This window comes from Caballeronia sordidicola, assembly GCF_002220365.1.
Taxonomy (GTDB): domain Bacteria; phylum Pseudomonadota; class Gammaproteobacteria; order Burkholderiales; family Burkholderiaceae; genus Caballeronia; species Caballeronia sordidicola_C.
Genome location: NZ_MTHB01000234.1, coordinates 111,069 through 134,051, shown reverse-complemented (window position 1 = coordinate 134,051; position 22,983 = coordinate 111,069). Strand labels below are relative to the sequence as shown.

The following is a 22,983-nucleotide window of genomic DNA, read 5'->3' as shown; positions in this document are numbered from 1 at the left end:
TATGCAATCGATCTGCAATTGCTCGGTGGCGTGTGGATCCTGCAGATATTCCCGGACATTGTGTTTCACACTGCATTTAGGGCGCTCGACATATCCGCTGTATATCGCGCTGGCGTTTGTTGTTTCAACAGTCACGGCGCGCCGCGCACACGTTCAGCAGGTGACGTAAGGAGACCCGTGCGACATCGTCCCTGGTCTCTTGCATGTCAATCAGGAAATCCGGGGCTGCCGCACCCCGTCCTGATCTTTCCATGACCTTTCGATGACATCTTTGTCATCAAGCTTCCACACGTCTCCAGGCGCGCTAACATGATGCAAGAGGACGGCGCTTGGGCGCCCGCCAGGCTCTTGGCTGCCGGGCATAAGCTACACCGCGTCGTCCTGAACCCCGGAGGCTCTCCATGATTTCCACGAAGCAAAATCCTGCCACGTTCCTGCGCTCGCGCGTCGCGGCGCTGTTGGCGGCTGTTGGTCTTGGCGTCGGCATCTTGTTCGCATCCATGCATCCGGCGCATTCGTCAGAAGCCGCGGTCGCCATTGCGGCTCCCGTGCTCGACGAACCCGCGAATGGAGCGCACCAGGAAACCGCCGTGCTGGCAGGCGGCTGTTTTTGGGGCGTTCAAGGCGTGTTCCAGCACGTAAATGGCGTGACGAAGGTTGTGTCGGGCTACTCCGGCGGCCAGCCCCAGACCGCGCAATACGAGACCGTCAGCGGGGGCCAGACGGGTCACGCCGAGTCCGTGCAGATCACGTATGACCCGACGAAGATCACCTACGGCAAATTGCTGCAAATCTATTTCTCGGTCGCTCACGACCCGACGGAATTGAACCGGCAAGGCCCGGACAGTGGAACGCAATATCGTTCGGCAATCTTTCCGGCCAACGACATGCAAAAACGCATCGCGCAAAGCTATATCGCGCAACTCGACAAGGCGCATGTTTTCTCCTCGCCGATCGTGACGAAGACAGACGCGCTCAAGGGGTTTTATCCTGCCGAGGCTTATCACCAGAATTATTTGACGCTGCATCCGGATGCACCGTATATCGCGATCAATGACTTGCCGAAGGTCGAGAACCTGAAGCGCCTGTATCCGACGCTGTATCGCGATAAACCGGTGCTGCTGAGCGTGGCATCGCAGGAATAGAAAAGCGGCGGACTTGAAATCCGCCGCCTAACCCGACGTCACGACTCAGCCTTTCTCAATCAGCTTGTCGACGAGATCGCGCCCCGCGTGATAGGCCGCATCCAGCGCCTTTGCTTCAGTATCAAAGACGTTGCCGAGCTCATAAAACTGCGTGCGTTGCCCGGCGTGACGCAGGTCCGCACCTGGTCGACATACGTACCCGTTGTAATGGTAAGGAGTATCTGGCGTGGGAGGTCCGTATGCAAGGATCGGCAGCACCCAGATCTCAAAGCCCTTGTAGTCTATTCTTTCCCACATGGAAACCTCCGCCTTCAGAAGCCGGCGTTAAATGGGGAAGCTAGACCGCCCCACCCAATACGCGAGCGACGAAGTGTCTACCCCATGCCTCGCCGTGAGCAATGGCTTCTGCCATCGTGACGTAGGGCCCGTGATTACCGGTCAACTCGCCAGAATCTTCCGCGTGCACCGAACCGTGAACCGGCGTTCCGTCATGGCGAGTCACAAGTACGCGGACGTTAAAACCAATAATCTTTTCCGCGTCAGGCGGGTCGCATTTTGGCTCGGCATTTATAGTCAGAAGGTAGTCGCCAACTTCAACGTCTTGATGCATGGCCGTCTCCCTGTTCGTCGAGGAATCCCATTATGAACGCGAACGCGGTCCTGACGATGTGTTTACGCATAGCGGCGGCGGACTTGAAAATCCGCCGCCGCTTTCGCTAAGGCGCCAAGACCTTTAACAACTTACTGCGATGCCTGCGTGCTCTTTCGAAGCTTCGCGACATCTGCCGCCCCGACCGCGGGCGCACCGTTGTTCCATCCGGCGCGAATGAACGTGAGCACGTCGGCGATCTGCTGATCGTTGAGTACCGGCGCGTACTTCGGCATTGGATACGCGGCGGGAATGCCTTGTATCACGAGGTCGTGCGTGCCGTTCAGCGTGACGTTGATCAGCGACGATGCGTCCTTCTCCATCACGTTCGGATTGCCCGCCAAGGGCGCCAGCAGCGGTGCGAACGCACGGCCATCCACGCCGTGGCAATGCATGCAGTACGCGGTATAAACCTTCGCGCCGGCATCATTGGCCGGACGTTGCAGCAGTGCCGCGGTCGCTTTCGGATCGTAGGCATAGGCCGGAGCGTTGGTGCCGCCCGCTGCCGGCAACGACTTCAGATAAGCCGACATGGCAGTCAGGTCCTGATCGCTCATCCCTTGCGTGCTGTGGTTGATCACATCCGTCATGGATCCGAACGCCGATGCATGCGCGTTCGCTCCGGTCTTCAGGAACGTGGTCAGCTCAGCATCCGACCAGCGGCCCAGTCCGACGTTCTGCTCGCCCGTCAGGTTGGATGCAAACCAGCCGTCGAGTACGCCGCCTGTGAGCCACGCGCTGCCGCTTTCATCGAGCGCCTTCTCCTGGAATGCGATACCGCGAGGCGTATGGCACGCGCTGCAATGGCCCAGGCCCTGAATCAGGTAAGCACCGCGATTCCACGCTACGTCCCGGCCGTCCTTGTCGCGATAAACACCTTTATCGAGGAACACCATGTTCCAGAACTTGAGCGGCCAGCGCATGTTCAACGGGAAGGGAATATCGGATGGACGGTTCGCCTGGTTCACCGGTGCGACTCCTTTCATGAAGTACGCATAGAGCGCCTTCACGTCGTCGTCGCGGACCTTCACATAGGACGTGTAGGGCATTGCCGGATAGAGGTTGTGACCGTCCTTCGCCACGCCCTGGCGCAGCGCCTTTTCGAAGTCTTCCTCGCTCCATTTACCGATACCCGTATCGGGGTCCGGCGTGATGTTGGTGGTGTAGATATTCCCCATGGGCGTGGTCATCGGCAGGCCGCCGGCGAACGGCTTGCCCTTGGGCGCGGAATGACAGGCCACGCAATCGCCCACCTTCGCGAGATATGCGCCGCGGGCAACCAGCGGATCGTCACTCGCAGCAGCATGAGCCAGCAAGGGCAGGCTGAGCGTGATGAACGTAAGCCCAAGGGAGGCAACAAGATGTTTGATCATTGTGTGTTCCCTCATGCGCTTTGCAGTTGACGGCCAACGGGCAACTGCCGTAAGCGCTTGCCGGTGGCGGCAAAAATCGCGTTGGTCAGCGCGGGAGCAAGCGCTGCCGTACCCGGTTCGCCGATGCCTCCGGGCGCCTCGCTGCTCTTTACAATATGCACTTCGATAGGCGGCGTCTGATCGATCCGCAACATCCGGTAATCCGTGAAGTTGGATTGTTCGACGCGGCCGTCCTTGATCGTGATCTCGCTATAAAGCGCTGCCGTGATGCCGAAGATGATGCCGCCCTGGATCTGCGCTTCAATGGTGTTCGGATTGACCACCATGCCGCAATCCACCGCGCAGACCACGCGGTTCACGGCTACTTCGCCTTCGCCGTTCACGCTCACGTCCACCACCATGCCGAAGAAGCTGCCGAATGCGTGCATCACCGATACCCCGCGCCCCTGACCCTTCGGTGGCGTGTTGCCCCAGCCGGATTCACGGGCGGCGACGTCGAGCACGTTCTGCGCGCGCGGTGTCTTGCCGAGCAGGTCATGGCGATACTTCACCGGGTCGACCTTCGCTTGCGCGGCCAACTCGTCCATGAAACTTTCGACTACGAAGGTGCCGCGAGTCGGACCTACGCCGCGCCAGAACGCGGTCGGCACGTCCATGGGCTCCTGGCGCACATAGTCGATGAACTGGTTGGGGAGGTCATAGGGAAGGTCGGCAGCCACTTCCACCGCATCCGGATCGAGGCCGTTCTTGAACGCAGGCGGAGCGAAACGCGCCATCACGGAAGATCCCACTATGCGATGCTGCCACGCAACGGGCTTGCCGTTGGCATCGAGTCCGGCGGAGATGACGTCGTAGTAGTATGGCCGATACATGTCGTGCTGGACGTCCTCCTCGCGTGTCCACGTGACCTTCACGGGCGTGCCGACCTGCTTGCCGACCTTCAGCGCCTGGCCGATGAAATCGGTTTCCAGCCGGCGTCCGAAGCCGCCGCCGAGCAAGTGGTTGTGCACGGTGATCTTGTCGGCAGTGAGGCCGGTGATCTTCACGGCGGTATCCACCGCGCGCGTGGGGACTTGCGTGCCCACCCAGATATCGCAGCCGTCAGCGCGCACAGACACCGTGCAGTTGACCGGCTCCATGGTGGCGTGTGCGAGGAAGGGTTGCTGGTACACAGCATCAATGCGCGTCTTGGCGTCGTTGAAGCCCTTCTTGACGTCGCCATCCTTGCGCGCAACTGCACCGTCGCGCTTCGATGCATCGGCAAGTTGCTGAACCACCTTGGCCGTTGAAAAGTCCGAGCCGCGACCTTCGTTCCACGTGATGTCGAGCGCTGCCGCGCCGCGCTTGGCGGCCCACGTATGGTCGCCGATCACCGCCACGCCATTGTCGAGCTTGATCACCTGGCGAACGCCGGGGATCTTCTTCGCGTTCGTGTCGTCGACGGACGCAAGCGTACCGCCAAACACCGGGCTATTCACAATGGCGGCATAGACCATCCCCGGCACGCGGACATCGAGCCCGAACATGGCCGTGCCGTCCGCTTTTTCGGGCGAGTCGAGACGCTTGGCAGCCGTGCCGATCAGCTTGAAATCCTTCGGGTCTTTAAGCGGCACGTTCTGCGGCGCGGGCAGTTTCGCGGCGGCATCGACGAGTTGTCCGTAACCAATGCGGCGATTGCTCGCGGCATGCACGACTTCGCCTTTCTCCGCATGGCACGTCGCCGGGTCGACCTGCCACTGCTGCGCCGCAGCGGAAATGAGCATCACGCGTGCGGTTGCACCGGCTTTTCGCATGGGCTCCCATGCATAGCGGATCGATGTCGATCCACCGGTCAACTGGCCGCCGAGCAGCGGGTCCATGAAGAGCTTTTCGTTGGGCGGTGCGTGATCGATCACCACGCTATCCAGCGGCACTTCCAGTTCTTCCGCGATCAGCATGGGGATGGACGTATAGATTCCCTGGCCCATCTCGACCTTGGGAATCACCAGCGTCACCTTGCCTGTTGCGTCGATTTGCACAAACGCGTTGGGCTCGAATACACCGCTTTGCGGCGCTTCGTTGCCGTCGCCGCCGATCACCGACTTGGCCGTAGGTGCTTCGCTCTGGCTCGCTGCGGGCAGGCTGAAACCCAGCATCAGACCACCGCCAACTGCAGCGCCGACCGATATCCCCAGCTTTAAGAACGTACGCCGATTCAGTCCGTCGGGTGCGCGGCGGTTCTGTGCATCGAGTAATCCTCGCGACATGTCACGCCCCCTTGGCGGCGTGCTTGACCGCTGCACGGATACGGTTATACGTACCACAGCGGCAGATGTTGCCCGCCATTGCCGCGTCGATATCGGCATCCGTGGGGTTGGGGTTCGAGGCGATCAGCGAAGCCGCCGACATCACCTGACCCGACTGACAGTACCCGCACTGCACAACATCGAGCGCGAGCCATGCCTCCTGCACTTGTTTGCCCGCGGGCGTGGTGCTGACGGCCTCGATGGTCGTCACCTTGCGCTCACCCACCGCCGCGATCGGTAGCACACAGGAGCGCACCGCCTGGCCGTCGAGGTGCACGGTGCACGCACCACATTGCGCGATACCGCAGCCGAATTTGGTGCCCGTGAGACCGACCAGATCGCGCAGCACCCAGAGAAGCGGCATGTCGGGTGGGGCGTCTATGGTGTGAGATTCGCCGTTGATGGAAAGGATAGTCATCTGCAACTCCAGTTGTCGTGGGGGATTTTTATAGTCCTTCTTAATCGCAAACCTTATACAAGATTACGACGATTCTTGCTGAATTGCCCGTAGGCCTTGACTGAGCGTGACCGACGCTGTCTTTTACCGCCTGAGAAAAAAGTCACGGAATCAATGTTTGAAGAACGGGGCGGCGCTCGCATTGATGTTCTTCACGCCAGTTCTTCGAGGTGAATCGCCATGTCTTCCAATTTCATTACGGTTCTGCGTGCCCGCTGCATGGCATGGGTTGCCCGGCGGACCATCGTACGATCGCAGTGGTCTCGATCGGCTCGAATTCGGTATCGTTCATCGACACGCAGACCAGCGCCGTCAAGCACGCAGGTCCGGTGGTGTCGTGCAGCCATGCATCTATTTATTTTCGACGACTCAGGAATAAATCCGGCAGGAAATGGGTTAGCCCTGGTACCAACCCGTTAAACACACTGGAGTCGAAAATGAAGACACTTGCCTTGCTTACCTTGTCCGCCGCCGTTCTTGTTTCCTCAAGCGCTTTCGCGCAAGGACTGACCCGTTCCGAAGTCCGCCAGCAATTGGTGCAAGCGCAGAAAAATGGTTCGGAGTACGTGTCGAATGCATCGTACCCGGATATCCCCCCGGTGTTTCAGAACCAGGCAGCGAATCAGCAGAAAAACGCGAACGCGTATGGCGGTGTTGCCGCCGGCTCGAACGCTAGCGCGCCGCGCGCCAGGATGGGTGGTACGCAAAGTCCTGAAACCTGTGTCGGTCCTGTCAGCTTCTGCAATATCTATGCTGGCTCGTGAACAGGGTGGTCCGCGGCGTTGGTGGTCGTGTGACTACCAAACGCTATTGCTGGGAATCAACGGTCCATGCCTGTCCAACATCGGCCAGCCATACGCGATGATTCGTCGTGGCGCAGAACGATTCATCGTCTGCGCCGTGCTCGTTTGATCAGACCGGCATCTTGCGGAACGCGATCGCAAAGCGGTTCCAACTGTTGATCGACGACACCAGCAGCGTCAGGTCCACGATTTCTTCCTCAGTGAAATGCGGATGCACGGCTTCCCAGACGGCATCGGGTACATGGTCGTGCGAGACCAATGTGAGCGCTTCGGTCCATTCCAGCGCTGCGCGTTCGCGATCCGTGAAGAACGGCGTCTCACGCCACACCACCACGGCTGCCAGCCGGCGATCCGTCTCACCGCCCTTGCGCGCATCGGTCGTGTGCGCGTCGACGCAAAATGCGCAGCCATTGATCTGCGATGCCCGCAGGCGGACCAGTTCCGCCAGCGACTTTTCCAGCGATGACTTGCCGATGTACTCTTCCACCGTAACCAGGGTCTTGATGGCGGCCGGCTTGGCCTTATAGAAATCCAGACGAGTTTGCATGATGGCTCCTTTGATTTAAACGATGCACGATGCGGCGCGGCATGAGTAAGATTAGGCGTATGACCGGACCTTATAAAGAGCCGATTTGGCCTAAAATTCAGGTAACCAGTACGCAAGCCTCCCGGCCCCGTCGTCTTATGCGTGCCAGCCCGATGGAAAGGGGCTGGCTTGACTATCTTCTGCCTAAACCCGCCAACCATCCGCGCCCTAGCAAAACGCTTAAAGAAAAAACCAAAGTCCGGGAATTAGTGCGGGTTCCTTGACATGGATCATTGAACGTTCAAGCTCATTATTTCGGCATGTTAAATCATCTCAATAATGATTAATAATGCGCGGAATCATGTGAATCTTAGCGCTCGGCAAATTGGCTTAAGTGCTTTAAGCTCACCTACCAGAGCAGTTGTCTGGTTATAAAAATTAGCTGTAGCGAAATACTGCAGACACAAAAACCCGATCGAGGGATACAACGGTGGGCATACGCAGCGTCGTCTTAACACTAGTGCTGCTCGCGAGTTCAAGCCTGCATGCATTCGCCGCTGGCGAGGCGCCGGCCGAGAAGGCGCCTGACACCATGCAGGCGCGCGTGCTTGCTTGCGCGGCGTGCCATGGCGCGCAGGGTGAAGGCACGAGCAACGACTATTATCCGCGGCTCTCAGGCAAGCCCGCCGGTTATCTATACAACCAATTGCTCGCCTTTAGAGACGGCCGTCGCAAGTACCCGCCAATGAATTATTTATTGGCCTATCTTCCTGACCCGTATCTGATGGAAATTGCGGAATACTTCGCCGCCGAGCATCCGCCATTTCCCGCGCCCGCGCCTGTGACTGTCGATACCGCGACGCTTGCGCTGGGTAAAACCTTGGTCAATAACGGTGCCGCGTCACGCAAGATTCCCGCATGCGTTGCGTGTCACGGTGCGGCGCTGACCGGCATGGAGCCAGCCGTTCCGGGCTTGCTGGGCCTGCACTCCGACTACATCAGCGCGCAGCTGGGCGCATGGCGTTACGGCACGCGCACCACGCTCGCTCCCGATTGCATGCATGACATCGCCACGAAACTAGCGGACCGGGACATCACGGCTATCGCGGCGTATCTGGCTTCGTCGCCCGCGCCAGAGAATCCAGCGCCTGCGGCGGCGGGGTCACTCAAGATGCCGCTCGCTTGCGGCACTGTTCCTAATCAATAGGCGAGGAAATAGACGTGTTCAGTTTCCGTGCCCTAATGCTTGTTTGCGCTTGCTTCGTGACGTTGAATGCACGAGCCGCCGATCCCACCGTGATTGCTCGCGGTGAATATCTCGCTCGCGCCGGCGATTGCATTGCGTGTCATACCGTACCCGCGGGCAAACTATTCGGCGGTGGCCGCGCGATGGAAACGCCGTTCGGCACGCTCTATACGCCGAACATTTCATCGGATAAAGAGACCGGTATTGGCAAGTGGACCTCGGCTGAGTTCTACACCATGATGCATACCGGCAAGGCGCGCGACGGCCAGCTGCTTTATCCGGCCATGCCGTTTGCCTCCTACACCAAGGTCACGCGCGACGACTCCGACGCGATCTACGCGTACCTGTTGTCCACGCCGCCTATTCATCAGCCTAATCGCGCGCATGAATTGCGGTTTCCGTTCAACCAGCGCTCATTGCTGTACGGATGGCGCATGTTGTACATGAGACCCGGTGAATATCAGCCTGATACCACGCAGTCGGTCGAATGGAATCGTGGCGCGTATCTCGTTGAAGGGCTCGGCCATTGCACGATGTGCCATACCGCGATCAATGCACTGGGCGGCAATTCACCCTCCAAGCGCTTCGAAGGAGGCTTGATCCCGGTGCAGAACTGGTATGCGCCTTCGCTGACATCGAATAAGGAAGCGGGGCTGGGCGACTGGAGCATCGAGGACATATCGGACCTGCTGCAGTCGGGCGTGTCGAATCGTGGGGCGGTGTATGGACCGATGGCCGAGGTCGTGTATGACAGCTTCCAGTATTTGACGGATCAGGACATTCGCGCAGTGGCGGTCTATCTGAAGACGCTGCCTGCGCGCGCCGGCGAAAAGCCTGCGCCGGCAACTGCCGCTGTCGCGGAACAACAGACCAGTCTTTCGCCGCTGGGCAAAAAGATCTACGACGCCCAATGCGCGCTGTGCCACGCGTCGCAAGGGCAGGGCAAGCTGCCGCATTTCCCGCCTCTGGCGAACAATCAATCGATCCAGATGACGTCATCGGTGAATCCGATTCGCATGGTGCTGAACGGCGGATATGCGCCGGGCACGAAGAAGAACCCGATGCCCTACGGCATGCCGCCGTTCGCTCAGTCGCTTTCCGATGTCGAGGTCGCAGCAGTGGTCACGTATATCCGCACGGCCTGGGGTAATCACGGCACACCGGTGAGCGTCAAGGAAGTCAATACGTTGCGCTCAGCCCCACTTTATTGAGGACGTCATGACTGATTCCGAGAAAGAAGATGCCGCCGTCGATGAGATCGTGCGCGACGGCCCGCACGGCGCCATTGCCTTGGCTGGCGCGGCAACGGCCATTGTGATCGGCTTGTGGTTTGCGTTCTACTTCCTGGTCTTCCTACCCCGCGGCGTTATCCAATGAGCACTGAACACCCGTCGCATGCTTCGGCCGACATGGCCGCGCGCATCGAGCGCAAGTGGGCGCTTCTTGTCGTCATCATTCTCTGCGTGCTGGTCGCCATGACGATCTTCACCGGCCTGCATTGGGCCATGATGCCGCCATCCAGAGTGGAGACCGTACGGCCTGAAACGCTCAATGTAAGCGGCGAGTTCATTGAGAGTAACCTGGGCAGCGCGGTTGAAGCGGATGGGTCGGTCACCGTACGAATTGTCGCGCAGCAGTACTCGTTCACGCCACAATGCCTGCTGATTCCAACCGACACGCCCATCACCTTTCGCGCCACTAGCGCGGACGTCATACATGGATTCCTGATCACGAACACGAATATCAATTCGATGCTCGAGCCCGGTTATATCTCCACCTTCAAGAGTACCTTCACGCAGCCCGGCGACCATCTGATGCCCTGCCATGAGTTCTGCGGCACGGGACATCAGGGCATGTGGGCGCACGTCAAGGTGATCGATAAAACGGCTTTCCTCAAGATGGCAAACGCTAACGGTTCGCGGAGACTCAGCTGTGTTAAATAGCAAGCGACTCGTTCTCGCGCATTTCTGGCTTGGTTTCATCAGCTTCGGCGGCGCGTTGCTGCTCGGCGCGTGGCAAATGTGGGTGCGCAGCCCGCTGCATCCGTGGCTGAAGAATCCGGAACTCTACTATCGCTCGGTCACGGCGCACGGCTCGGCCATGGCCTACGTATTCCCGACGCTGATTGCCATGGGCTTCGGTTACGCGGTCACTGAACTCGCGCTGAAGAAACCGCTGGTCGGAGCGCGCTGGGCATGGGCCGGTTTCATCCTCGTGGCCGTGGGCACGGTTACCGCGATGGTCCCCGTCGCCATGGGCCTTGCCTCGGTCCTCTACCCCTTCTCCCCGCCGATGATCGGCAACGCGTTCTACTACATCGGCATTGTGTTGGTGGTGGTGGGTTCGTGGATCTGGGTCGCGCTGATGTCGATCAACCTTGCCGTGTGGAAACGCGAGCATAAGGGTGTGCCGGTACCTCTGGCCATGTTCGCCACCTTGGCCGGAGCCTATTTATGGGGCTGGACAGCGGTCGGTGCGGCCATCGAGATCCTGTTCCAGATCCTGCCGGTGGCGCTTGGCTTCAAGACGACGATCGACGCCGGCCTTGCCCGCGTGTTCTTCTCGTGGTCGCTTCACGCGATCGTCTACTTCTGGCTGATGCCTGCCTACATAGCGTATTACACGATCCTGCCGCGCGCGATCGGTGGCCGCCTGTATAGCGATTCGATGGCGCGTATCTCGTTCATCCTGTTCCTGGTGGTTTCGATGCCAATCGGTATCCACCATCTGTTCGCTGATCCGCAAGTGGGTTCGGGGTTCAAGTTCATGCATTCGGTATTCACGGCGCTCGTCGCGGTGCCGACCTTGCTGACGGTGTTCACGATCTGCGCATCGGTTGAAATAGCGGCGCGTTTGCGCGGCGGCCGGGGCAGCTTTGGCTGGATCAAGGCGTTGCCCTGGGACAATCCGCTGATGCTGGCGCTCGCGTTTTCGTTCGTGATGCTCGGCTTTGGCGGGGCGGGCGGTATCATCAACATGAGCTACCAGCTCGACTCGACCATCCACAACACGCAGTGGGTTACCGGTCACTTCCATCTGATCTTCGGGGGGGCGATCGTCATCATGTATTTCGCGATCGCCTATGATCTCTGGCCGCATCTCACCGGCCGAGCGATGACACAATTGAAGCTGATGCGCCAGCAGTTGTGGCTGTGGTTCATCGGTATGATCGTGCTGACGTTCCCATGGCATTTCGCCGGCATTCTAGGCATGCCTCGCCGCATGGCCTTCTTCGATTACACCGACCCGGAGATCGCTGCACAGGCCGTGTCGGTAATCATCTCGACTATTGGCGGTGTGATCCTGGTTATCTCGGCAGTGATGTTTTTCATCGTGCTGATCCGCAACCATCGTGGACCGCGGAGTGTGGTTGCAGAGTACAAATTCAGCACAGCAGTGCATGAATCGAAGACCATTCCGGTCGCGTTGAACAGCTTTGGCCTGTGGCTTGCGCTGATGATCGGCCTGACGCTCTTCAACTACGGTTATCCGGTCGCTTCGCTGTTGTTCCGCTCCGATACGTCCATCCCCGCGATTCAGATTGGAGGGCCGCAGCGATGAGCGAAGAACGCCTGTTCTCGTTACGCAACCGGTGGTTCACGGTTACCGTTGGCGGTATGCTCGCGCTCGTCGTATTCTCGGCGGCCGTAGGTTTCATATGGCTGCCTTCGGCGCAAAGCGATCAACCTTTCCAGGGCGTGTGGAATGCGATCTGCAGTGCAGCGGGCGTGCCGCAACAATGGTTGCGCGCTTCGTCGGCCACGCCGGTGCCGCTGGTGCAAACCAGTGCGGTTGTCATGACACCGCAACTGCTGGCGGAGTCCAGCAGCACGTCGATTGGCCGCGGCGCGACCTTGTCCATGCGTTGCACCATGTGTCACGGCGTGCGGGGCATGAGCAATGCCAACTCGCCGAATCTCGCGGGACAGTATTCTTCTGTGATCTACAAGCAGTTGCTCGACTTTCAGTCCGGCGCGCGTCGTAATGCGGTGATGTCGCCCATGGTTTCGAACCTGAGCGACCAGGACATGCGCGATCTGTCCGCTTATTACGCGTATTTGCCGAGACCGGTGGCGCTGCGCTCCGATGCAGCGCCGGCCGTGCCCGTGCCGGAGATTGTGTCAGGTGGAGCACCGATGCGAAACATTGCTTCCTGTGCGTCGTGCCATGGCGGTATCGATCACAAGGCGGGGAGCCCGTGGCTCGAGGGGATGCCTGCTGCGTACACCCGAGCACAATTGCAAGCGTTCGCGAACGACACACGCCATAACGATATCAACGGGCAGATGCGCAATGTCGCGCGGAATATGACACCGGCTGAAATCGATGCAGCGGCGGCTTACTATGCCGGAGCGCAACCTTGAGCCACTGATGTGGAATGAGTCGATTGGTGTTCGCGACCGCTTCCGGGATTCACCTGACCTGAAACATCTTTGGCAAGCGCATCCTGAGCTTCTTCATGGCGATCCCGATGTGCTCGCCAGCGCGCGTCTAAAGGCCAGGTGACGCGACACCCCCGGGCCTTCTTTCTTACAGTTGCCTGACGCCACGACCTGATGCGATGAAACCATCTTGACAGTATCTGACATGTCAAATAATATGCTGGTCATCACCGGAGGCAGCGATGAATCATTACAGCAAGGAAAATTTTCGTCCGACTCAAAGCATCGGTTTCTTGATCAACAAGGCACGCAACATCCTGACAGTCGAGATGGATACAGCATTGAAGGATCTGGATATCTCCAGCCAGCAGATGGGTATCCTGATGTCGCTCACGCTCGGTCTGGGTGCAACGCCGTTCGAGTTGTCGAAGCTGCTGGGGATCGATACCGGTCTGATGACGCGCATGCTCGACAAGCTGGAAGCGAAGGAGTTGCTGGAGCGCTCACGCAGTCTTGAAGATCGCCGTGTGGTTAATCTGGCGTTGACGAAAAAGGGTGAGGAGGTCGCCGCCCAGATTCCGGAAGTCGCACCGGATGTGTTGAACGCGCACCTGAAGAATTTCAGCAAGACCGAGTTCGAAGAGTTGCGCCGCCTGCTTCGTAAATTTCTCGCAGAATGAGTGAGCCGTTTTTTTTACCTAATTATCTGACAGGTCAGAAAATGAAATCACAGTTAAATCGGAAGTCAATCAGTTCGAGAGCATGGACGGTGGGCGTATCGGTGATGTTTGCCGCAGTGCTATCGGCGTGCGCGAACTATGCGGGCATTCACAGCGACCAGCAGATGGCCCAGCCGCAATCGTACGAGACAACGCAAAGCATCCCGTCCGAGAACGGTCATTGGCCGGCTGCGGGTTGGGCGAATCAATTCGGTGACGCGCAGTTGAAAGCGCTGATTGACGAAGCATTGAAGAACAGTCCATCCCTCGATCAGGCACGTGCCCGGGTTGCTTCGGCCGATGCTTATGGTGAAACGGCGAAGGCCAACACCATGCCGAAGATCGGCGCGGATTATTCGATGACTCGCCAGCAGTATTCCGGCACCGCGCTCGTGCCGCCGCCTTACGCGGGTTCGTGGCAGACCGAAAACAAGCTGCTCGCGTCCGCTTCGTACGACCTCGACGTGTGGGGCAAGAATCGTGAAGCGCTGAAGGCGGCGGTCTCGCAAACGCAGGCAAGCGAAGCGGATGCAGAAGTCGTGAAGCTGACGCTGACCACGTCGATTACCCGCACTTATAACCAGCTTGCGCGGCTTTACGACCAGCGCGATATCGCTGCTAAAGAAGTCGCGCAACGCGATCAGATCGAACGTATTGCAGCGGGCCGGATTGCGACCGGGCTGGACACGGAAGTAGAGCGCAAGACCGCGCAGGCAAACGTCGCGACAAGTCATGCTTCCTTGACCGCGCTCGACGGCCAGATTCTCACGACGCGCTATCAGATTGCCGCGTTGCTTGGCGCAGGACCGGATCGCGGCTTGACGATCCAACGCCCGACGCTTGGCGTCGCAGACCAGGTGCTGCTCCCGGACAACCTGCCGGCCGATCTCGTCAGCCGCCGCCCCGACCTGGTCGCCGCACGCTGGCGTGTGGACGCCCTTACGCATGATGTGAAGGAAGCGAAGGCGGAGTTCTATCCGGACATCAATCTGAGCGCATCGATTGGCCTGGACGCATTCGGCTTTGGCCGCTTGCTGACGGCGGCGAGCAGAACCGCAACGGCCGGTCCGGCGATCCACTTGCCGATCTTCGATGCCGGCGCATTACGCGCGCAACTCAAAGGACGCTACGCCGATTTTGACTATGCGGTTGCGACCTATAACCAGACGCTCGTCACCGCGCTAAGCGATGTCGCGACGCAACTCGCGCAGGTCCGGTCGACGGACGCGCAACTCGTCGATGCAGAAACCGCGCAGGAAGCCGCGCATCGCGCCGATGAACTCGCGGTTCTCCAGTACAAGGGCGGCCTCACGAATCAACTGACCGTGCTTAACGCCGACATGAACGCGTTGTCGGCGGACCAGGCCGTCGTCGATCTGAAAATGAACCGTCGTGACCAGCAGATCGCACTCGCTGCGGCACTCGGCGGCGGTTATGTCGACACCAGCTCCGACACTGGCACACCTTCGTCTTCACAAACTGTTGCCGCGCGCTGAGCCGGCATTCCACGGACCCGTCAGGAGAATTTGCAATGAGCGATACCATCCAGTCCGACCGCGCGGCGGTGGATTCACACCAGGCAGCCAAGGGTGCTTTACCCCAGGAGGCCGCGCCACGCACCAAACGCAAGTTGCTGCTTTCCTTGCTCGGCGCAGCAGTCGTCATCTCGGCCGCAGCCTACAGCGCGTATTACTACACCGATGCGCGCTTCTACCAGTCTACCGACGACGCCTACGTCAGCGGCAATCTCGTGCAACTTACGCCGCAAGTCAGCGGTACGGTTGTCGCGGTGAACGCTGACGATACGCAGATCGTCAAGGCCGGTGACCCGGTCGTGACGCTGGACTCAGCGGACGCAAAAGTTGCGCTCGGTAATGCGGAAGCCACGCTTGGCCAGACTGTGCGAGAAGTAAGCAGCCTCTACGTCAACAACGACTTTTATGCGGCGAGCATCGCGCAACGCGAGTCGGATCTCGCCCGCGCCAACTCGGACCTGCAACGCCGCCTGGCCGTGGAGAACACCGGGGCGGTATCGGCGGAAGACGTGTCGCATGCCCGCGATGCCGTCAAAAGCGCACAAGCCTCACTCGACGCCATGCGCCAGCAAGCTGAAGCGAACCACGTGCTCACCGACCGCACGTCAGTCGAACAACATCCTAACGTCCAGGCTGCTGCAAGCAAGGTTCGCGATGCTTACCTGAGCTATGCCCGTAACACCTTGCCCGCGCCGGTGACGGGTTACGTCGCGCGCCGTTCGGTCCAGGTCGGGCAGCGTGTCGCTCCGGGTACACCCCTAATGGCGATCGTGCCGCTCGACGGTGTCTGGGTCGACGCCAACTTCAAGGAAGGGCAACTGCGGCGCATGCGCATCGGTCAGCCGGTCACGTTGACGGCCGACGTATATGGTTCGAGCGTCAAGTATCACGGCCGCGTGGTGGGCTTTTCCGCCGGCACGGGCAGCGCGTTTGCCGTGCTGCCCGCGCAGAACGCGACGGGCAACTGGATCAAGGTCGTGCAACGCTTGCCGGCACGTATCCAGCTCGACCCGCGTGAGCTCCAGCAGCATCCGCTGCGCATTGGCTTGTCGATGGATGTCGAAGTTCAAACGCGCGACGAATCCGGTACGCAACTGGCCGCCGCAATCAACACCTCCTATCGGACCGATGTATTCGAGCAATACGGCGCGCAAGCCGATGCGGAGATCGCCAAGGTGATCGCCGACAATATGCCGATAGTACCGATAGTACCGATAGTACCGATAGCCGCTCCCAGGACTGCGGCGAAGCGCGACCAAGCCCAACTCCATGGCGCCGGTGAGCGGCTAAGCGGCTAAGCGGCTAAGCGGCTCAGCGCATTTTTTTAGGAAAATATCTGATAAGTCAGATTTATTGGATCTTTGGGAGCAGTGATGAATACGTCGTCTCAGTCCGGCGCGCTCGCGCCACTCACTGGCGGGAAACTGGCGCTTGCCACGCTTGCCGTTGCACTTGCCACGTTCATGAACGTGCTCGATTCGTCGATTGCGAATGTCGCGATCCCGACCATCTCAGGCAACCTGGGCGTCTCGGTCGATGAAGGAACGTGGGTCATTACCTTGTTCGCCGCGGCCAACGCCATTTCGATCCCGCTGACGGGCTGGCTCACGCAACGAGTCGGGCAAGTGAAGCTGTTCGTGTGGGCGATCCTGTTGTTCGTGATGTCTTCATGGTTGTGCGGCCTGGCGCCCAGCCTTCCTGTGCTGCTTGGCGCGCGGATCCTGCAAGGCGCGGTCGCCGGTCCGCTGATCCCGCTCTCGCAAGCCATCCTGCTTGGTTCATATCCGAAGGAAAAGAGCTCGCACGCGCTGGCATTGTGGGCCATGACCGCGACGGTAGGCCCCATCGTCGGACCGGCGCTGGGTGGCTGGATCACCGATAGCTACTCGTGGTCCTGGATCTTCTACATCAACATTCCAGTCGGCCTGTTCGCAGCCGGCGTGACATGGGCAATTTACCGGACTCGCGAAACGCCGGTGAAGCGGATCCGCATCGACAAAGTGGGCCTGGTCTCGTTGATCGCATGGGTCGGCTCGCTGCAGATCATGCTCGATAAAGGCAAGGACCTCGACTGGTTCACCTCGCCCGTGATTGTCGCGTTGGGGATTTTTGCGTTGATCAGCTTCGTGTTTTTCATGGTGTGGGAGTTGACGGAAAAAAATCCGATCATCAATCTCCGGCTCTTCAAGGGACGTAATTTCCTGGGGGGGACCGTCGCGATTTCAGTCGCGTACGCGCTGTTCTTCTCGAACCTCGTGATCTTGCCGACATGGATGCAGCAGTACCTGAATTATCGGTCCGTCGATGCCGGTCTCGCTACCGCGCCGCTGGGTATCTTTGCTGTGTTGCTTACGCCGGTGATGGCCAAGATCATGCCCAAGAGCGATGCACGGGTGCTTGCCACGCTGGCTTTTCTCGGTTTTGCCGGCGTGTTTTTCATGCGTTCGTTTTACACGACAGGCGTGGATACCTGGACCCTGGTCATGCCTACGTTGCTGCAAGGCGTTCCTACCGCGCTGTTTTTCGTGCCGCTGACGGCGATCATTTTGTCCGGCTTGCCGGCAGACAAGATACCCGCTGCCGCAGGGCTGTCGAATTTCACGCGGGTCTTCGCGGGCGCCGTTGGCACATCGCTCGTCAGTACTGGCTGGAACGACCGGACGATCCTTCATCATGCTCAATTGGCTGAACAAACGAGTGTCAATAATCCGAACTTCGTCGCGAGTATCAATGCATTGCAGAACACGCTTGGAGGAAGCGCGTCGCAAGCAATGGCATTCTTCGAATCGTCGCTCAACGCCCAAGCTGCCATGCTTGGACTGAACGATATCTTCTGGCTTTCCGCGGTCATATTCATCGCGATCATCCCGCTTATCTGGATCACGAAGCCGAGCAAGGACGGCAGCGCAGCGGCTGCGGGAGCAGGGGGGCACTAGGTTTCAAGCCGCCAAGGCTGATGCTCTGTAAAGTTAGCAAAAACAATGATAATGTCCGCGTACATCGACGTTGCGTAGGGGTTAATACGGCTTTGATCCGCTATTTGACGACGAATGGTTCATTTGACAGCAGTAAAAAACGTAGTCAAAATAACGTTAATAAAACATAGATGCAAAAACTCGCTGGCCGGCTCAGCGAGTTTTTGCTTGCTCGTTCAGGCAGTACCTGAGGATCCGGGTAATGGAGACGTATTACCTCGCCATCGACGTTGGCACGGGCAGCGCTCGCGCCGCCCTGGTCAATTCGCGTGGCGTCATCGTGAGCATTGCTGCCCGCGAACACGAGCAGATCGTGCCGCGCTACGGCTGGTCTGAACAGCGCCCGACCGACTGGTGGCAGGGCGTAGCCGGTGCAATCCAGGAGGTCCTTGGCAGCACGCCCCGTGCCCCCGACAACATCGCTGCTATCTGCGCGTGCGGTCAGATGCATGGGACCGTGCTGATCGACGCCGACGGTCATCTGACCCGCGAAACCGCGCCGCTGTGGAACGACAAACGCACGCTTGCTCAAGTGGCCGCTTTTCGCGCGAGCCAGACTGCTGCGTCGTATCTGCCGTTGACGGCCAACCCGGCAACACCCGCATGGCCCGGCTTCAAACTGCAGTGGCTCAAGCAGAATGAGCCTGATGCATACGAACGCGCGGCAACGGTGTTCATGCCGAAGGACTACATCAACTTCCGGTTGACAGGCGAGCGTGCCTGGGACTGGAGCGATGCCTCCACGAGCTTCCTGATGGACCCGGAGACACGCTCCTGGTCCCAGACCATGCTCGACACACTCGGTCTGGACGGCAGCAAGCTTGCGCCCATCCGCTCGCCTCAAGACATACTGGGAATGGTCACCTCGGAAGCCGCTTGGGCAACTGGCCTGCGCGAAGGTACACCGGTGCTCGTGGGGGGTGCGGACTTTGCGCTTTCGATGCTCGGCTCAGGCGTGCACGGGCCCGGTCTCGGCTCGGATATCACTGGCACGTCGTCGATCATCACGGTGATCGCGGATACTCCCATGCTGCACCCGGAAGTCTCGAACATGGTCTCGGCGCAAGGGCTCTGGGGACGCTTCATGCTGCTCGATTCGGGCGGCGACGCAGTGCGCTGGGCGCGTCGTGCATTCCACGAAAACACCCTGAGCTACGAGGCCGTTGCGCGGAAAGCCGCCGATGCTCCCGTCGGTTCCGAGGGCTTGTTCTTCCTGCCTTATCTGACAGGTGAAAGGCTTGGCGAACATTCGAATTCGCGCGCCCAGTTCTTCGGTATCGCAGCCAAGCATGGAGCGGCGCATCTGCATCGAGCGGTATTGGAAGGGGTCGCGTTTGGCGTGCGACGGCACATTGGCGTGATCGAATCGGCGGGCGTGCACATGGAGCGGCTGGTCGCGGCAAGCGGCGGCGCCAAGGCTGCCCTGTGGCTTGAGATCAAGGCAAGCATGTATCGCACGCCTATCCTCGTGCCGGCTCAACTCGAATGTGGCGTGATCGGTTGCGCGATTCTTGCCGCGACCGCACACGGCCAGTTCGCGCGTCTGGGCGATGCAGTCGCGGCCTTCGTCCAGTTTGAACGCGAGGTCTTGCCGGACCCGCGTGCAAGCGACACTTACGATCGGATGATGCCGATCTTCGAGCGGCTCTATGTGAGCTCGCAACAGTTCTACGACGACCTGGATCGTCTCGCCGAGGCTCATGCATGACGCAAGCAATCAAAGCCGTCCTGTGGGACATGGACGGCACGCTCGCCGACAGCGAAGCGCTGCATCTGAGCACGCTGGTCGCCGTGTTGACCCATCATGGAATAGAGGCGGGCGACGACCTGCATGCATCGATATTCGGCAAGACCGGCCGCGAAGTACATGCGTACTGCTGCGAGCGATTTGGTATCGATTTCGACTACGGCCAATGGTCGATGGCAAGGGCGCGGCACTATTTGTCCGAAGCTCCGAAGATGCAGGCACGATCCGGTGCGCTCAGCGTCTATCACGCGGTGCGCGCAGCGGGAACACGGCAGGCAATTGTGTCGAATTCATCGCGCATGTTGCTTGAAGCAGGGCTTCGCGCGCTCGACTTGCAGGACCCGCAACTGATCTCGATCAGCGTCAACGACGTGCGCGCAGGCAAGCCCGACCCCGAGCCGTATCAGCGCGCTGCGTGGCTGCTGCGCGTGACGCCTGAGGAAACGATCGTGGTGGAAGACAGCCCGACCGGTGCGCGCGCGGCTATCGCTGCCGGCATGCGGGTGCTCGCATGGCCCGAGCGTGAAAGCGCTGCAGGCACCTTTCCCGAGGGCGCTCGTTTTGTGCGCTCCGAACACGAACTCGCCGAAGCACTCGGCGTTCAACTCACGCCTCGCGTACGTGAGCGATGAAGCGGCGCGCGAGACCGTGGCGAAGCGCGCATGCCGGGCGGGTGAGATCATCCACAACGAACCGTATCCCGTGGATGCACCCTTGGTCGTTGCCGCGTTGAAGGCGATGGACCGGTACGGGGCGGAATTCGATCACCAAGTTTAAAAGCGAGACAACATGACAGGCGAACTCAAAGGCGCGGAAACAGCCGCGTTCCGTCCCGGCCTCTTCGACGGCAAGACGGTCCTCGTATCGGGCGCAACGAGCGGCATTGGACTCGCGATCGCGCAGGGTTTTGCAGCGTTGGGCGCGCAGGTGATCGCAACCGGCAGCTCGGCGAGCAAGCTCGAAGGTTTGCGTGCGGACGCCGCGCTCGAAGGCATTCGCTTCGCGCAACTGGATGTCCGCGATAACGACGCCATCAAGCGTTTTGTCGCCAAGCTGAGCGTGCTCGATGTGCTCGTGAATGCGGCCGGCGTGGCGCGTCCGGTCGATGAATATCGTGACGATGTCTTTCGCGAAGTGATCGACGTGAATCTGACGGCTGCCATGCGCCTCGCGATGGCCGCTCGTGACAAACTTGAACACGCGCGTGGATCGATCGTCAACGTGGCGTCGATGCTGAGTTATATCGCCGACGTGGATGTGCCGGCTTATTGTGCAAGCAAGAGTGGCATTCTCGGGTTGACGCGCTCGCTGGCTCACGCGTTCGGCCCGGCAGGCGTGCGTGTGAACGCGATTGCGCCGGGCTACCACCGCACCGACATGACACGGGCCCTATGGGAAGTGCCGGCCAGCGCGGAGAAGATCGCGGCTCGCAGCGCGCTCAAGCGTTGGGGCGAAGTGGACGATCTGGTTGGTGCGACGTTGTTCCTGGCATCGCCGGCGTCGGCGTTCATCACGGGCGTGACCTTGCCTGTGGACGGAGGGTACGCGACCGGAGTATGAAGAAAAAAGCCTTTTCTCTCCGGCAAAACCCGGAGAGAAAAGGCCAGATATTTCAGTAAACGCTTAGGAGTACCCTCCGAAGCGTCACACCACTTTTTTAGAACTTGTGCGTGATGCCAACAATCGCGGCCAACTGGTGGTTGTTAGACGAGTAGGACGATCCGCTGAAGTCTGCAACAGCTTGTTTGCCCGTCGAATCCACGCCGGAAGCCGTTTCGAAGAAGCCGGTTGCGTAGAGCGATGTACGCTTGGACAGCGAGTAGATGGTGCCCAGGTTGAACTGGTTGTACTTGGCGCTGCCCACGCCATCTGCGCCGCTGTTATGCGTGTAGATGTAGGCGCCGGCCACCGTAAGCGCCGGGGTCAACGCGTACTTCACGTTCAGTTCGCCCGAATTGAACGTAGCGGTGCCGCCGTTGTACTTGGTGCCGTAGCTGCCGACTGCATTGACCTGACCGAGGTTCTGGAACTGCGTGTTCGAGTACAGCAGGGCGATTGTTGCCGATCCCAGCACGTACGAACCGCCGGCCGTGATGATCTGCTGCGAGCCCGCCGACGCGTAGCCGCCGTAAATACGGCTCGCCATGTTGTTGTTTCCGCCTGCGGCCGACGTCGGCGACGACGAGTTGCCCTGGTTGCCGAACGTTGCGTAGTACGGGTCCTTGGTGAAGTTGTAGCTTGCGCCAACCTTGATCGGGCCGTTGACGTACGACACGGCTGCGTCGGTGACTTCGTTCCTCGAGAATTGGCCGGCCTGGCCGCCCAGGCTGTACAGGACGCCGACCGTCAAGCCACGGTAGTTGGGGCTCGTGTACTTGATGGCGTTCTGGATGCGGTTCGACGTATCCACGTTATCGACGTCGCCTGCGCGCGTGCCGTAGCCGAGGCCGGATGCGGCCCAGTCGGCGCCGGACGCGAAGGAGGAGGTGGCGTCATTGCTCGCCGAATACTGGCGGCCCAGCGTCACCGTACCGTAAGTACTGCTCGTCAGGCCGACGAAGGCCTTGCGGCCGAACTCCAGGCCGCCCTGGCTCAATGCGCCGGTGCCGAGGGTATAGCCGTTTTCAATTGTGAAGATCGCCTTAAGGCCGCCGCCCAGGTCTTCAGCACCTTGCAAACCCCAGCGCGACGAGTTGGCGCTCGACAGACTGTAGAGCTTGCTGCCCTTGACGTTGTTGTTAAAGAGAATGCCACCGTCGGCAATGCCGTACAGGGTCACGCTGCTTTGTGCGTGTGCGGCGCCGGACAATGCTCCGATAGCAAGGATGGCAGCCGTGGTCTTTTGGATTTTCATTTTGTTGTGCTTCAGTTGGGAAAAGAGGAGTCATCCTATTTGATAGGGTCGAAAAGTCCCACTGATGTTTGATTGTTTGGTTATTCCGTTGCTTTCTAAAGCAATGTGCCAAAAATTCATATAGCCGAAATAATTAGCATTCCAAGCCGTCAGACTTAAGACCGACCCGATCACAAGCAGGCGTATCGCCCTGTATCCATCGAGGTGTAAGGTTTTCGAAGGGTACTGAGCGTCCGGCTCGACGAACCTTAATCTGGCCCGATTTCAATTTTGTGAAATGATATTTA

Annotated in this window: 23 protein-coding genes; 16 read left to right on the top strand and 7 right to left on the bottom strand. The window is 59.5% G+C overall.

Annotated features, from left to right (window positions below):
- Positions 1-401: 401 nt before the first annotated feature.
- On the top strand, positions 402-1,145 hold the full coding sequence (gene msrA, locus BSU04_RS32975; protein ID WP_089164469.1) for a peptide-methionine (S)-S-oxide reductase MsrA: 744 nt from the start codon (positions 402-404) through the stop codon (positions 1,143-1,145).
- Between the two features lie 45 nt (positions 1,146-1,190).
- Here the strand turns inward: msrA and BSU04_RS32970 are convergent, their stop codons facing one another.
- The 5 genes from BSU04_RS32970 to BSU04_RS32950 form a co-directional block, all read right to left on the bottom strand.
- Positions 1,191-1,442, bottom strand: a complete 252-nt coding sequence (locus BSU04_RS32970) for a hypothetical protein (protein WP_089164468.1) — start codon at positions 1,440-1,442, stop codon at positions 1,191-1,193.
- Positions 1,443-1,482: 40 nt separating this feature from the next.
- Positions 1,483-1,755, bottom strand: coding sequence for a hypothetical protein (locus BSU04_RS32965; RefSeq protein ID WP_089164467.1), 273 nt, complete (start codon positions 1,753-1,755; stop codon positions 1,483-1,485).
- 131 nt (positions 1,756-1,886) lie between these two features.
- A complete protein-coding gene (locus tag BSU04_RS32960; RefSeq protein WP_089164466.1) occupies positions 1,887-3,167 on the bottom strand; it encodes a c-type cytochrome in 1,281 nt (426 codons plus the stop codon).
- Positions 3,168-3,178: 11 nt separating this feature from the next.
- Entirely contained in the window at positions 3,179-5,413 is a 2,235-nt protein-coding gene (locus BSU04_RS32955; RefSeq protein WP_089164465.1) for a xanthine dehydrogenase family protein molybdopterin-binding subunit, read from the bottom strand.
- Position 5,414: 1 nt separating this feature from the next.
- Complete coding sequence (locus BSU04_RS32950; RefSeq protein ID WP_089164464.1) at positions 5,415-5,870, bottom strand: (2Fe-2S)-binding protein; 456 nt, start codon at positions 5,868-5,870, stop codon at positions 5,415-5,417.
- Between the two features lie 476 nt (positions 5,871-6,346).
- On the opposite strand from BSU04_RS32950, the gene BSU04_RS46780 reads away from it, so the two are divergent.
- On the top strand, positions 6,347-6,673 hold the full coding sequence (locus tag BSU04_RS46780; protein WP_179258515.1) for a DUF4148 domain-containing protein: 327 nt from the start codon (positions 6,347-6,349) through the stop codon (positions 6,671-6,673).
- Between the two features lie 148 nt (positions 6,674-6,821).
- On the opposite strand, the gene BSU04_RS32940 is transcribed toward BSU04_RS46780, so the two are convergent.
- Complete coding sequence (locus BSU04_RS32940; RefSeq protein WP_089164462.1) at positions 6,822-7,259, bottom strand: carboxymuconolactone decarboxylase family protein; 438 nt, start codon at positions 7,257-7,259, stop codon at positions 6,822-6,824.
- A gap of 571 nt (positions 7,260-7,830) precedes the next feature.
- Between BSU04_RS32940 and BSU04_RS32935 the strand changes: the two genes are divergently transcribed.
- The 14 genes from BSU04_RS32935 (at position 7,831) to BSU04_RS32875 (ending at position 21,402) form a co-directional block, all read left to right on the top strand.
- Positions 7,831-8,445 carry a c-type cytochrome gene (locus tag BSU04_RS32935; protein ID WP_089164499.1) on the top strand — a complete coding sequence of 205 codons (615 nt, stop codon included), beginning with the start codon at positions 7,831-7,833 and terminating at the stop codon, positions 8,443-8,445.
- A gap of 35 nt (positions 8,446-8,480) precedes the next feature.
- Positions 8,481-9,695: a c-type cytochrome gene (locus BSU04_RS32930; protein WP_089164461.1), complete on the top strand. Its 1,215-nt coding sequence runs from the start codon at positions 8,481-8,483 to the stop codon at positions 9,693-9,695.
- A 7-nt stretch (positions 9,696-9,702) separates the two neighbouring features.
- Entirely contained in the window at positions 9,703-9,861 is a 159-nt protein-coding gene (locus tag BSU04_RS32925) for a hypothetical protein (protein ID WP_089164460.1), read from the top strand.
- Positions 9,858-10,427, top strand: coding sequence for a cytochrome C oxidase subunit II (locus BSU04_RS32920; protein ID WP_089164459.1), 570 nt, complete (start codon positions 9,858-9,860; stop codon positions 10,425-10,427). Before BSU04_RS32925 ends, BSU04_RS32920 begins: the two co-directional genes overlap by 4 nt.
- Entirely contained in the window at positions 10,417-12,045 is a 1,629-nt protein-coding gene (locus BSU04_RS32915; RefSeq protein ID WP_089164458.1) for a b(o/a)3-type cytochrome-c oxidase subunit 1, read from the top strand. The genes BSU04_RS32920 and BSU04_RS32915 overlap by 11 nt, the downstream gene beginning before the upstream one ends.
- Complete coding sequence (locus BSU04_RS32910; protein ID WP_089164457.1) at positions 12,042-12,848, top strand: c-type cytochrome; 807 nt, start codon at positions 12,042-12,044, stop codon at positions 12,846-12,848. The genes BSU04_RS32915 and BSU04_RS32910 overlap by 4 nt, the downstream gene beginning before the upstream one ends.
- Positions 12,849-13,108: 260 nt before the next feature.
- Entirely contained in the window at positions 13,109-13,546 is a 438-nt protein-coding gene (locus BSU04_RS32905; protein WP_089164456.1) for a MarR family winged helix-turn-helix transcriptional regulator, read from the top strand.
- A gap of 41 nt (positions 13,547-13,587) precedes the next feature.
- Positions 13,588-15,081 carry an efflux transporter outer membrane subunit gene (locus BSU04_RS32900; RefSeq protein ID WP_089164498.1) on the top strand — a complete coding sequence of 498 codons (1,494 nt, stop codon included), beginning with the start codon at positions 13,588-13,590 and terminating at the stop codon, positions 15,079-15,081.
- Positions 15,082-15,116: 35 nt separating this feature from the next.
- Positions 15,117-16,418, top strand: coding sequence for an HlyD family secretion protein (locus BSU04_RS32895; protein ID WP_089164455.1), 1,302 nt, complete (start codon positions 15,117-15,119; stop codon positions 16,416-16,418).
- A gap of 75 nt (positions 16,419-16,493) precedes the next feature.
- Positions 16,494-18,056 carry a DHA2 family efflux MFS transporter permease subunit gene (locus BSU04_RS32890; protein ID WP_089164454.1) on the top strand — a complete coding sequence of 521 codons (1,563 nt, stop codon included), beginning with the start codon at positions 16,494-16,496 and terminating at the stop codon, positions 18,054-18,056.
- 241 nt (positions 18,057-18,297) lie between these two features.
- Positions 18,298-19,803: a xylulokinase gene (locus BSU04_RS32885; RefSeq protein ID WP_089164453.1), complete on the top strand. Its 1,506-nt coding sequence runs from the start codon at positions 18,298-18,300 to the stop codon at positions 19,801-19,803.
- On the top strand, positions 19,800-20,474 hold the full coding sequence (locus tag BSU04_RS32880; RefSeq protein ID WP_089164452.1) for an HAD family hydrolase: 675 nt from the start codon (positions 19,800-19,802) through the stop codon (positions 20,472-20,474). The genes BSU04_RS32885 and BSU04_RS32880 overlap by 4 nt, the downstream gene beginning before the upstream one ends.
- Positions 20,464-20,619 (top strand): hypothetical protein, encoded by a 156-nt coding sequence (locus BSU04_RS45895; RefSeq protein ID WP_218827377.1) that lies wholly within the window; start codon positions 20,464-20,466, stop codon positions 20,617-20,619. The genes BSU04_RS32880 and BSU04_RS45895 overlap by 11 nt, the downstream gene beginning before the upstream one ends.
- 12 nt (positions 20,620-20,631) lie before the next feature.
- A complete protein-coding gene (locus tag BSU04_RS32875) occupies positions 20,632-21,402 on the top strand; it encodes an SDR family NAD(P)-dependent oxidoreductase (protein WP_089164451.1) in 771 nt (256 codons plus the stop codon).
- Between the two features lie 97 nt (positions 21,403-21,499).
- On the opposite strand, the gene BSU04_RS32870 is transcribed toward BSU04_RS32875, so the two are convergent.
- Positions 21,500-22,696 (bottom strand): porin, encoded by a 1,197-nt coding sequence (locus BSU04_RS32870; protein ID WP_306427246.1) that lies wholly within the window; start codon positions 22,694-22,696, stop codon positions 21,500-21,502.
- Positions 22,697-22,983: the final 287 nt, after the last annotated feature.